The sequence below is a fragment of the Streptococcus halichoeri genome (assembly GCF_019774635.1).
GTDB lineage: Bacteria > Bacillota > Bacilli > Lactobacillales > Streptococcaceae > Streptococcus > Streptococcus halichoeri.
Genome location: NZ_CP081502.1, coordinates 640,407 through 652,039, shown reverse-complemented (window position 1 = coordinate 652,039; position 11,633 = coordinate 640,407). Strand labels below are relative to the sequence as shown.

The 11,633-nt window shown below is 46.0% G+C and carries 10 protein-coding genes; 2 read left to right on the top strand and 8 right to left on the bottom strand.

Annotation, left to right across the window (positions count from 1 at the left end):
- Position 1: 1 nt before the first annotated feature.
- Complete coding sequence (locus K5J94_RS03255; RefSeq protein ID WP_221913504.1) at positions 2 to 721, top strand: DUF4811 domain-containing protein; 720 nt, start codon at positions 2 to 4, stop codon at positions 719 to 721.
- 122 nt (positions 722 to 843) lie between these two features.
- On the opposite strand, the gene K5J94_RS09605 is transcribed toward K5J94_RS03255, so the two are convergent.
- The 8 genes from K5J94_RS09605 to argF form a co-directional block, all read right to left on the bottom strand.
- Positions 844 to 2,340, bottom strand: coding sequence for an LPXTG cell wall anchor domain-containing protein (locus K5J94_RS09605; protein WP_269437387.1), 1,497 nt, complete (start codon positions 2,338 to 2,340; stop codon positions 844 to 846).
- Positions 2,341 to 2,632: 292 nt separating this feature from the next.
- The gene (gene rsmA / locus K5J94_RS03245) at positions 2,633 to 3,505 is read right to left on the bottom strand and encodes a 16S rRNA (adenine(1518)-N(6)/adenine(1519)-N(6))-dimethyltransferase RsmA (RefSeq protein ID WP_159543274.1); all 873 of its coding nucleotides are present in this window, start codon (positions 3,503 to 3,505) and stop codon (positions 2,633 to 2,635) included.
- Positions 3,506 to 3,784: 279 nt separating this feature from the next.
- On the bottom strand, positions 3,785 to 4,354 hold the full coding sequence (gene rnmV / locus K5J94_RS03240; RefSeq protein WP_221913502.1) for a ribonuclease M5: 570 nt from the start codon (positions 4,352 to 4,354) through the stop codon (positions 3,785 to 3,787).
- Complete coding sequence (locus K5J94_RS03235) at positions 4,347 to 5,120, bottom strand: TatD family hydrolase (RefSeq protein ID WP_159548592.1); 774 nt, start codon at positions 5,118 to 5,120, stop codon at positions 4,347 to 4,349. Before K5J94_RS03235 ends, rnmV begins: the two co-directional genes overlap by 8 nt.
- Positions 5,121 to 5,361: 241 nt before the next feature.
- Positions 5,362 to 6,342, bottom strand: a complete 981-nt coding sequence (locus K5J94_RS03230; RefSeq protein WP_159564406.1) for an NAD(P)-dependent oxidoreductase — start codon at positions 6,340 to 6,342, stop codon at positions 5,362 to 5,364.
- Between the two features lie 17 nt (positions 6,343 to 6,359).
- Positions 6,360 to 7,220: a dimethylarginine dimethylaminohydrolase family protein gene (locus K5J94_RS03225; RefSeq protein ID WP_159543496.1), complete on the bottom strand. Its 861-nt coding sequence runs from the start codon at positions 7,218 to 7,220 to the stop codon at positions 6,360 to 6,362.
- Positions 7,221 to 7,232: 12 nt separating this feature from the next.
- Positions 7,233 to 8,738, bottom strand: a complete 1,506-nt coding sequence (locus tag K5J94_RS03220; RefSeq protein WP_159543280.1) for a YfcC family protein — start codon at positions 8,736 to 8,738, stop codon at positions 7,233 to 7,235.
- 43 nt (positions 8,739 to 8,781) lie between these two features.
- Positions 8,782 to 9,720 (bottom strand): ornithine carbamoyltransferase, encoded by a 939-nt coding sequence (argF, locus tag K5J94_RS03215; protein WP_159543282.1) that lies wholly within the window; start codon positions 9,718 to 9,720, stop codon positions 8,782 to 8,784.
- 119 nt (positions 9,721 to 9,839) lie between these two features.
- Between argF and K5J94_RS09495 the strand changes: the two genes are divergently transcribed.
- A complete protein-coding gene (locus tag K5J94_RS09495; protein WP_231700371.1) occupies positions 9,840 to 11,492 on the top strand; it encodes a helix-turn-helix domain-containing protein in 1,653 nt (550 codons plus the stop codon).
- The last annotated feature ends 141 nt before the right edge of the window (positions 11,493 to 11,633 follow it).

Below are 11,633 nucleotides of genomic sequence, written 5' to 3'. Positions count from 1 at the left end.
TATGATTATTGTGATTATTGCCTTAGCAACTATTCTAACGTTTGTCACCTGGATGTTGCTGGATAAGCCAGCGTTACGCTATCCCTTGGGGATTTTCTCTCTAGCCTTCTTAGCCTTTAGTGTCTATCTGTTGACGGACCATTTTGTCAATCACACTGGCATGAGGGTGCAAACGACCCAGACCCACAAGCCCATTTATAGCGCAGCTGATCCCAAGGCTAACTTCGGTGTGGTCATCCAAGAACCTATCGGCACCAAGTCCAAACACCATGTGATGGTCTACCGAGATCAGCCAACTGATAAAGCTCCGCGTGCGCACTTTATTCCTAATAAAAAGAAAATCAGCCAAGCTGCTAAGCAAGAGACCACCTATCGGTATGGCGATACTAAAGACGCCATGCTCACGACACGGACCAAGCGCTATCGCTTTGACTCTGACTGGGTTAAGTGGCTCTATGGTTTTGGTGGAGAGGACGGGCAATTGGTCAGCACCAAATATGTGGTCACGCTCCCAAAGAAAACCTGGTTGGTCTTAAGCAAGGACCAAGCCAAGCAATTGCAAGCTGCCTTGCCGCAACTGAAGGCCAACCTGGCCAAACAAGCTAAGCTGGATCCTCGATTTGCGATGAAGCTGCAGGAACTAGCCGCAAAAGAGCCGGACAAGCTGGCTGAACTCCAGGTGCAAAAAATCCGAGACGTTTTAGGTATTCACACGGATTAAAAGCTTGAGATGAGGCAGCAGCTCTGATGCAAAAAACACCAATCCTAAAAACAAGAGGGTCACCAGTTGGTGACCCTCTTGTTTGCGATTAGACACAGACATTGTGTCAGTAGTCGCTTGTCTTAAAATAGGATGTCGTTTGTTTCTCTTTTAGTTCTGTAAGCCAGCACACCTGCGGTTGTCATGATCGTGAGCGCAGCTGCTGTGAAGAACGGGTTGTGCGCTTCACCGGTAGCTGGGAGCTGCTGGCTCGTGTTGGCGTGTGCAGGCAGCTGAGCTAGGTTGCCAGCTGGTGCGGCTTGCGGCGTCCGGCTCGGGATGACCACCTTGTGGTCAGCTTGGTTCCTTTGTGGGGCCATACCAGCATGCTGCGAGCCGCGTGGGGCTTGTGGTGCTTGACCTGGTTGCTGCGGACGTTGTGGCGCCACTTGCGGTGTGTGCTTAGGAGCAGCCTGGTCTTCCTTGCGTCCTTGTTCCGGACGTTGAGGTTGTGGTTGCACCTCTGGTTGTTTTGGTTGGTCTGGCAATTGTGGTTGGCCTGGTTGCTCAGGCAGGTCTGGCTTTTCTGGCGTCACCTCTGGCTGATGTGGGGCTGGGGCCTGAGGAGTAGCTTGCGGCCCTTGCTCACCACGGGGGCCGGCCTCGCCGCGTTCGCCTTGCTCACCTTTTTCGCCACGCGGGCCTTGAGCGCCGTCGTGGCCGTCTTTACCATCATGGCCATCATGACCGGCGGGACCTTGGGGGCCAGCTATACCTTGCTCACCGCGAGGGCCTTGTAAACCAGTGTCACCCTTGTCGCCTTTTTCGCCACGCGGGCCTTGAACACCGTCTTTGCCGTCATGGCCATCATGACCAGCAGGACCTTGGGGGCCAGCTACACCTTGTTCACCTTGAGGACCTTGTAAACCGCGTTCGCCCGGTTCACCTTTTGGACCCCGGGCTCCGTCTTTGCCGTCATGGCCATCATGACCGGCGGGACCTTGGGGGCCAGCTATACCTTGTTCACCGCGAGGCCCTTGTAAACCAGTGTCGCCCTTGTCGCCTTTTTCACCGCGAGGACCTTGAGCTCCGTCTTTGCCGTCATGGCCATCATGACCAGCAGGACCTTGGGGGCCAGCTACACCTTGTTCACCTTGAGGACCACGTTCGCCGCGAGCACCAGTTGCACCTGGCTTACCTTGTTCACCTTGAGGACCACGTTCGCCGCGAGCACCTGCTGCACCAGTTAAGCCACGCTCACCACGCGCTCCTTGCGGCCCAGCCGGCCCCATCGGTCCTGGAGGTCCAGGGGTTGTTTCTACATTTTGAATCCCTTCGTCAATCGCCTTATATAGGGTATTTGATTGATCAAGATATTCCAAAAAGAATTTCCGAAGCTGATCCAAATAATTAGCAATACTCACCCCAGTATAAGAACTTCTATCCTCATTCCATCGCAAAACGGTTATATGCTCAGGAAATTTGCTTCTTTGTCCATAAACATTATTCACTTGCTCAGTCAATGAAACCGTTTTCGCCTTTACACTACCCCCCCCCCCGAGGGTCAACAAAAGGGCGGCTGAGGTTAAGCCATAACGGCAAACCAGCCGGTTGAGACGCTTGGTGCGTATCTTTTTCACGATTTTTTCTCTCTTTCTTTTCCTTATAATTTAGAAATAAACGATAATCACTAAGGCATTTCTACGCCAAATAGTATAAAGAGTTTTGGAGAGGTTTTAAAGGTCGACTTTGCAAGTTGGCCTTGCTTTTTGGGCTGGGCATTAGGGCTTGCTGGCGCTAGGCTTGGCAAGCTTTTCAGCCGTTTTTGGTCAGACTATCGGGCGACCTGACTGATTTTTCAGGTCGGTTTTTTGGTGATTTGTATTTCCGTGACACAGCTAAGGCGCTAGCAGCAAGGCAACTAGCCCACACCTAGAGGCCTTGCTGCTTTAAGGCATCCGCCAAGCGAGCAAAATCAGCCAGGCTTAATGCTTCGCCACGGATGGTCGGGCTGATCTGGGCAGTTTCTAAAGCCTGGGTCAAGCGCTGTTTGGTAACTGCTGTCTTGCCAAAATGACTGGTGAGATTGTTCCAGAGGGTTTTGCGCCTATAGGCAAAGCTAGCCTTACTCACTCGAAATAAGAAGTCTTCGTCTTGCACTGATACTAAGGGCTCTTTTCGACGTGTCATCTTTAAGATAGCCGAATCAACATTCGGGGCCGGGACAAAAACAGTCCGTGGGACAATAAAGGCAACCTTGGCTTCCATATAATACTGAACAGCAATAGAGAGGCTGCCATAGGCCTTGGTATTAGGCTTGGCCGAGATTCTATCTGCGACTTCGCGTTGCATCATAACCACAAACTCTTGAAAAGGGATTTTGCTTTCAATCAGATGCATGAGGATGGGCGTGGTGATATAGTAGGGGAGATTGGCTACTACCTTGATCGGCAGGTCAGGGTTTTTAAATTGCTGGATCTGCTGGTGCAGGTCGGCTTTTAAGATGTCCTGGTTAATGACCTGAACATTCTCAAAATCCCGCAAGGTATCCGCCAAAATCGGAACTAATCGCTCATCAATCTCAAAGGCCATGACCTCAGCTGCTTTTTCTGCTAAAAACTCGGTTAGAGCGCCAATCCCAGGACCAATTTCAATGACATTGACTGCTGGGGTAATCTGAGCGGTATCGACAATTTTTTGCAAAATATTAGTATCGGTTAAAAAATTTTGACCAAAGGATTTCTTAAAGGTAAAGCCGTGCCGGTCAAGGATGGCACGGGTTACCTTAGCGTCAGCTATTCTCATGTATCTTGTCCTACTTTTTTGTTTTCTCTATTGTAGCATAAAATGACGCCTATATTTTGATGATTACTAATAATCTTATGCCACTTGTCCTTAGTTATAATTCGAAGCGTCCTCTATTTGACAGTTTTCGTTTTACTGGAAACAAAAATATATAGACAACTTATATAAAAAGGTATGGGGGCCTTTGTTAGTTTCATACAAAAACCCCTTTCACTGGATTAGTTCAGTAAAAGGGGGCATATCTACAGCCAAGGTAACGGTATGCTTTTTCTTTAGACTCTAAGTGGGATAATCAGCCATGGCTGCTGCTAGTTGAGCCTGACTGATGCCAAATAGCTCCAGGCGTTTGAGCAGCTGCTTGCCATTGCAATAACCAATGCGCAGGGCTTGGCCGAGATACTCACGGCGCTGTCTGCTGTCAGAACCTAGCAAAAGCCCGTATCTAATCAAGTCAGCCTTGGTAATGTCAAAGTCGTTTTGGTCAGCATAGGAGCGAGTGACCTTGGTCAGGGCCTTATTGAGATCCGCAAAGCTCGCATGCTCAACGCCTAAGGAACGTCCTTTGGTTTTAGAAGCAGGCGCAGCTTCGTCAGGGCTTAAGAAAGCATGACGAGCTGTGGGTATAGCGGCCATGATGATTTTACGAATGCGCTCACCATTATAGTCAGGGTCGGTAAAGACAATCACCCCGCGCAGCTGATTAAGGCGCTCAATCCGCTCCAAATCAGTGTCGGTGATGGCTGAGCCGCGGGTTTCGTAAGTATCCACTTCAAAATAACGGCGTAAATTTGCGGTGTCGTCTTTGCCTTCAACGACAAGGACTTCTTGGATTTTGATTTTATCAGTCAAGTTGAAATACCCTCATGGCATTGTGATAGGTCGCGTCAGCCACCACTTCGTCTGGTAGTCCTCGCAGCTCAGCAATCTTTTCTACAACATACCGGCTATAGGCTGTGCGATTTGTACGGCCCCGCATCGGAACAGGAGCAAGGTAGGGCGCGTCCGTTTCGACCAAGACCTTATCTAATGGCAGGTGCTTGGCGGTTTCTTGGACATCTGTTGCTTTTTTGAAGGTGACCACGCCAGAAAAAGAGATTAACATGCCAAGCTCTGCTAGTTTGACAGCCATATCCAGTGGTCCTGAGTAAGAATGCATGATGCCTCCTTCAGGTCCGACACCGACTTCCTTTAACACCTGATAGGTATCAGCTAGGGCATCGCGCGTGTGCACAACAAAGGGCAGGTGATGGTCCTTGGCCAGCTGGATTTGCCGCTTAAAGACCGCGATTTGCACGGCTTTTGGCTCGGTCATCCAATGGTAATCCAGGCCAATCTCGCCAAGGGCGATGACCTTGTCCTCATTTAGATGCGCAACAATCTGGTCTTCAACGGCTTGGGTGTAAGAGCCGGCTTCTGTGGGATGCCAGCCAATGGTGGCGTAGATTTCTGGGTAGTGCTTAGCCAGGCTTAGGGCCTGCTCAATCGTGGCGTGATCAAAGCCAACCACATTATGGCGGGTGACCGCCATTTCTTTGGCTAGGGCCAGCTCCTGCTCGGTGTTTCCAATAAAGGGTTCTGTATTTAAGTGGGTATGCGTATCAAAGATTTGCATGATTTTGTCTCCTTGCTGTGGGCCATCTTAGTTCATTATACCACAAACAGTCAAATTCGGCCCTGGGCTTTTAGGACAATCAGCTGAGCTAAACCTCGGCCACCAGTAGCGGCAAAAGCAAGCTGAGTGCCTCCCTAGCTTATCTCACTAAGAGCGCTCCAAATAAAGCCACATCTGACAAAGACGACACCACAAGGCAGCCAAAAAGCTAAAGAAAACGCCCAGCTTAGAGGTTTAAGGTCAGCTAATAATCACTGACTAATTTAAAGACGCGGTCTTTGCGCCCTGTGAGGTAATGCACTATATTCTCAGTGGAAATCCGTTGCAGATCCCGCAAGGATGAGGTGGAGTAAAAGGCAGCATGGGGTGTAATTAAGACATTTTCACGGCCGACCAAGGGATGCTGAGCCAAATCAGGCGTCTCATCCTTTAAGACATCCAAAGCGGCCCCCTTTAAGCGCCCTTGGTCCAAAGCAGCAATCACATCAGCCTCTACCACACAGGCACCTCGTCCCATATTGATAAAATAAGGTTGCTTGAGCATCTGTTTAAAGGCTTTTTGATCAAAATAACCATAATTAGTCTCATTGAGGTTCATATGATTAGTAATAATATCTGCCTGGGCAAAAAGGGCTTCCTTACTAACCATCGTCACAGCCAGATCTGCTGGTAGGTGGGTGAAGGGGTCACAAGCAAGCACCTTGAGTCCCAAACCTAAAGCCTTGCGGGCTACGGTTTTACCAATCTTTCCTAGGCCACAAATACCAAGGGTCATGTCCGAGAGACGTTGATTGGGTTTAGCATAGTCATAAGACCAGTGATAATGGCAATCAATCGCTGTCTGGTAGCTTTTAAGATTCTTCACCAAAGCCATCATAGTTGCAATGGTAAATTCAGCTACATCTTTGGTACAGTACTCACCAACAGGACAGACACCAATATGGCGCGCATTGGCTGCTGCTAAGTCTACATTATCATAACCAGTCGCATTGATTGAAACCACCTGCAATTGCAAGGCATGATCCAGCGTCTCAGCATCAATGGGGGTAAAGGCGGTTAAGATGGCCTGGGCATCCTTGATAACCTCATAAAACTCCTCTTTGTCATCATGGTAGGGATAAACCACAATCTCTGTATTTGCTCCTAGGCCCTTGGTTAAGATCTCTCTTTCATAGTCGTGATTAGGCATCATGGAATCAGGGTAATCAGCAATAACAACTTTCATATGGTCACAACCTTTATCTATTCATTGCTACGTTCAACAGGATAGGTCATGCAGTGAGGTCCGCCTCCAGCTTTTAAGATTTGTTGCAAAGGCAGCTTGATGACTTCTACGCCAGCTGCTTCCATTGCTTCATTGACCGATTGATTATTGGCAATGCCTAAGACCTTATGATTGCCTAGGGCCTGAACATTACAGCCATGCTTTTCAATCAGGGCTGCTGGTACATCAATAATTGTGAAATCCCGCCGTTTTAGCATATTAATAAACCAAAAAGGCAAAACACTGGTAGCGGCGATACAGATCTTTGGAGCTACAATATTAAAGCACATATCCAGATGCAAATGTTCTGGAGCGACTGGTACTCCGACCACGGTGTAACCAAATTTTTGCAATTGCTCGCGCAGATTATCGACACCAGCTTGGTCGGTACGGTCAACTTGACCAAAAGCTAGGGTGTGTTCATCAAGCATCCAAAAATCGCCACCCTCAAAGCAGCCAGCATTGCAGCGAGCAATAATTGGCACACCTAGTTCCTTTAGTTTGGCTTCGTACCTTTGGGTTTCTTTTTGCCGGGCTGGATGGCGAAAGCGCCCAATAATGGCTCCTTCTTTGACCATGGCACCAAAGTCACGGGCAAAGGTTTGCACTTCTAATTCAGCTTCTGGTTCCATCTCAATGACCTCAACACCATTGGCTTTATAAGCATCAATTAAAGTCTGCCACTCTTTAACCATGAGGTCGTTTTGTTCGGTTTCGCCTTTTTCCATCCAGCTTTTGGTGATTTCATTGATGGCATTGAATTTATAGTATTTAGGCGAACAGACGATGACTTTTTTTAGGGTGTTGGTAGCATTACGAACGTAGACAGTTTCACTCATTTTAATCTCCTTTTACATGATAAAGACAGCTATGGCTAAGAGTGCCGTTAAAACCAAAAGATAGGCTAAGGCATATTTCCAAATAGCTTTTAGCCAAGACCCGTAACCAACATGGACTGCTTGTGTACAGGTCATCACGATAATCGATGTGGGCGCAAGCAATTTCACAAAACCTAGCGCAAAATTATAAATCACAACCATGGTGGCTTCTGAAACCCCGGCAAAAAGGCCAAGCGGTGCCATAATTGAAATAGTCGCTGCAGCTAAGCCTGTTGAGCTTGGAATAAAGGTCGCTAGGATAATATAGACAAGAAAGCACACAAGGACAAAGACTAGGGGTGGTAAAGACCCTAAGGTTTTTTCGGTCGCATTGAGCACAGTGGCGGTGATGCTACCATTGGTCATGAGCACTTGAATTCCTCTAGCCAAGGGGACAATAAAGGCTGTAGAAACCAAGGCGGCTGCTCCTTTGATAAAGATAGTGATGGTTTTATCAATAGAATAACCCATGATGAAACCGGTCAATATGGTCATCACTATTAATAAGCCATTAATTTCATTAAAGTACCACTTTCCAAATGGAACCAAGTTCGATCCAAGCACTGTACTTAGTAAGCTATTATGGTTAGCCCATTTAGTAATGCTCTCAAAGAAAGTCCAATGGGGATTGAGCGAGGTCCAAGGCACCAAGGACAAAATCATAATCACAAAGGTCAAAATAAAAATCGTAAAAACCTTTTTTTGTTTGCTATCTAGCTGCTTATCTTGGTTATCAAGGGCTGTAAATTCCTCTAGGTCTTTTTGATGTCTGAAATATTGAACAGACTTTTGTGGATGTGCTTTGACTTGTTTAGCATAAAGGCAAATCATAGCCGAGCAAGCTGATAATAAGATAATGAAGGTAAAGGCCCGAAAAAGGATACCCTCACCTGGACTAATACCGGCAATTCCTGAGGCAATCCCAGTGGAGAACGGGTTGACAATGGAAGCGGCACAACCGGCCTGGGTCCCAAAAATGACAATCATTAAAGCGACAATGGTGTCTAGACCTAGCGATAGAATAATCGGCAAAAACATCAAGAGGTAAACAAAGCCTTCTTCGTAGGCGCCTTGTACGGTTCCAAAAATCCCCATCAAAAAGGTCAAGACGGTAATTAAGGTATAGTAATTACTCTGGTACTTTTTGGCGATATTTTTAAGGGCAATTGTAATGGCTCCTGTGGCATCCATCATCTCCAAAAAACTTCCAAAGAGCATGACATTTAAGGAAATCGTGATGGCTCCAGAAACCTTATCATTACCAATCATCCCAATAATCGGCGCCATGATCACATCCCACAAACCCTGACGGTTGGCTGCGATTTGGTGATACGAATTGGCAATGGCCTTGCCAGATTGGTCATAGGTGTACTTGCCACCTGGTATGATCCATGTCAACAGGGCAACAAAGAGTAATACAAAGAAAATGATGACGTAAGTATTGGGCGACTTAAATTTTTTCTTTTCTTGCACTTCCATATATTTTCCACCTCAGTCGGTATCTCATTCCCATTAATCAAGCCTAGTTGGCTACAGCCGCCAAGATGGCCTTGATTGAATGCATGCGATTTTCGCCCTCATCAAAAATCACTGATTGCGCACATTCCATGACCTCATCGGTCACTTCTTCTCCTCTATGAGCCGGTAAACAGTGCATAAAGATGGCATCAGGCTTGGCCTTTTTCATAGCATCCATAGTAATTTGGTAGGGTTTAAAGATCTTTTTGAGAAAAGCAATCTCTTCATCACTTTGCCCCATGCTATATTGCGACATACCATAGACAATATCTGCACCGTGCAAAGCGGCATCAAAATCTTGGGTAAATTCAATGGTTGCTCCGCTTTCTTTGGCGCGTCTTTTGGTTTCTGCTAGGATGGTCTGGTCCGGTTCGATACCTTCTGGGCAAGCAATTGACAGGTCCATTCCCAGGGTGGCACAAAACAGCATGGTTGTATAGGCAACATTGTACAGATTGCCGGAATAACACATTTTAAGCCCCTGGTAGTGCCCTTTCTTTTCTTTGATCGTCATTAAGTCTGCAATGCCTTGGGTTGGGTGTTCCAAGGCTGTTAAGCCATTGATAACAGGGTTTTGCATCCACGCAGCGCATTCTTCAACGATTTCATGTCCGAAGGTGCGGATAAAGAGACCGTCAAAATAGCGGTCTAAGATACGCGCAGTATCTTTTAAAGGTTCACCACGGGTCATCTGCATTTCGTCTGGCCGAAGATAAACAACTTTGACCCCTAAATCAGCTGCAGCCCGTTCAAAGGCATTGCGGGTGCGGGTGCTGTTCTTTTCAAATAAGGCTGCCCAGACTTGGCCCTTCAAATATTCATGCGGTTCTTTCATCGTCCATTTTCTCTTGAAATCCAAGCCTAGGTCCGTGATAAATTCAATTTCTTCACGGGTCATATCCTTGAAGGCTAAATAATCTTTTCCTTTAAAACGATTTCTCATCTGCGGATCTCCTTTTTTTATGATGGCTTTATTATAGCTTAGGCAACCAGAGAAAGGGAATTGTGTTATCATATAAAAGTAAAGCGCTTTAATCATCAGTTCATACAAAGGAGACACACATGAGTACAAAGATCAGAGTTGCTTCTCTTTTAGCCTTGCCCATTTTTCAGCAAGCCACTCATTTTACCACGCCAGAAGGGCTCGAAAATGAGTTGCAATCAGTTAATATTATGGATGTCTCAGACATTGACAATTGGCTAATGGGGGCAGAGCTCTTAATCATTGGTAAATTTATGACCAGTCATTTCACCAAAACCTTCATCGAATCTTTAAAGCACCACCGCGTTGGGGCCATTGTTTCTAAAAAGAAATACCGACCTTATCTATCTGATGACAAGATTGATCTTCTTCGCTATTATCAGATCCCGCTGTTTTTGATTGATAACCATCATTCCTGGAGTGATGTCATTATTGCCTTTCAGGAGGCTGAAATTGCTCATAGCACCAAAAGTTTGATTGAATCCGAGCACTTTATTAAGCAGGTCATTCATTATTTTTCGGATACCCATAGTATTAACAACCTCTGTCAGATTGTTTATGAGACCACTAATTTATCAACAGCCATCTTAAGCAAGCAAATGGCATTGATTGATGCTAGTGATGACTGGTCGTGGGAAGCTTATTTTGAGCAGTTCAGCCCTGACAATATCGGGCGCTTCTCACCCATTGGTGTTGACCTAAACCAACAAACTATTGAGGGTTTTTGTTATCGCAGTCTCTTTCTTACCAAGCTCAATTGCCACCTCTTTTTTCTCCCTTGTTACCAGCAAAATCATTTACAGTTTTACCTGGTGCTACGGACAGATGCTAAGACAGAGTGGCTGGAGGCGACTGTATTGTCAAAGTTAGCAAATATTCAATCCATCTATCTATTAAAAGCTGTTTTAGAGACGGAATTTCAAAAGAATACTAACTATTTTAAAAACATCATCTTTGATGACATGCTTAAAATGACCAAACCTGATCTGGACAGTTTAAGCAAATATAGCTTGAGCCTTGGTAAAAATATACAGCAGGACTTACAGATCCTTCTGGTGTCAGATTTGTTAGAAAACTCTGATGTGCTAGCCTTTGAAACCCTTTTTAATGACTTGGTTAACTACCTTCAGGCCTCCTCTTTAGCCACTCATAATCTGCATTTCTTCTCCCGCAACCAGCAGCTGATTGTCCTATTTGGCCCAGATGCTGATCTCCTTTCTCACCTAGATGAGTGGACACGCTTGATGCGAACTTTCCTTGGTCACCACCATTTTTATCTGGGCATTAGCTCAGTCAAGCCTTATTGGCAATTACGGCGGGCCTTAGACGAAGCCAAGCAGGCCATTCGCTTTTCCAAATCTAACCAACAATCACATCATCTTCAGTTTTACCAGGATATTGGCATTTTAAAACTGTTGACGGATGATTATGGGGCAGTCAACCATCTCTTTGTAGCTGAATTATTCGAGCAGTTCCTCCACCCCCTCCTCCAATATGACCAAAAAAATCATACCCAGCTCTATCCTACTGTAACAGTCTTTTTTGATAATCATTTTTCCTACACTAAGACCAGTCAAAAACTTTATATCCATGTAAATACCTTGCGAGCTCGCCTAGCCAAAGTCGAATCTATTTTGGCCATTAGTCTCAAAAACACTGATCAATTGATGAATTTACACCTGGCGCTGCGCCTTTATCAACACCAACTCCTCCATACCACAAGTCAAAACTAAGCTAGCGAGCAAAAGAACACCCCATCAACAAGGCAGCAAGCTCCCCAAACACAAAAAAAGCTAAACCACACTGAAAAACTCCTCTTTAACGTTTTAGTGAACCTTGTCGTGTCACTATTACTTGTCAGTGAAAAAGGAGTT

What these genes read in the sequence shown, in the direction of transcription:
- K5J94_RS03225 (WP_159543496.1), bottom strand. Translation starts at nt 7,220, where the DNA reads ATGAGTGAAACTGTCTACGTTCGTAATGCTACCAACACCCTAAAAAAA.
- rsmA (WP_159543274.1), bottom strand. Translation starts at nt 3,505, where the DNA reads ATGAGAATAGCTGACGCTAAGGTAACCCGTGCCATCCTTGACCGGCAC.
- K5J94_RS09495 (WP_231700371.1), top strand. Translation starts at nt 9,840, where the DNA reads ATGAGTACAAAGATCAGAGTTGCTTCTCTTTTAGCCTTGCCCATTTTT.
- K5J94_RS03255 (WP_221913504.1), top strand. Translation starts at nt 2, where the DNA reads ATGATTATTGTGATTATTGCCTTAGCAACTATTCTAACGTTTGTCACC.
- K5J94_RS03220 (WP_159543280.1), bottom strand. Translation starts at nt 8,738, where the DNA reads ATGGAAGTGCAAGAAAAGAAAAAATTTAAGTCGCCCAATACTTACGTC.
- argF (WP_159543282.1), bottom strand. Translation starts at nt 9,720, where the DNA reads ATGAGAAATCGTTTTAAAGGAAAAGATTATTTAGCCTTCAAGGATATG.
- K5J94_RS03230 (WP_159564406.1), bottom strand. Translation starts at nt 6,342, where the DNA reads ATGAAAGTTGTTATTGCTGATTACCCTGATTCCATGATGCCTAATCAC.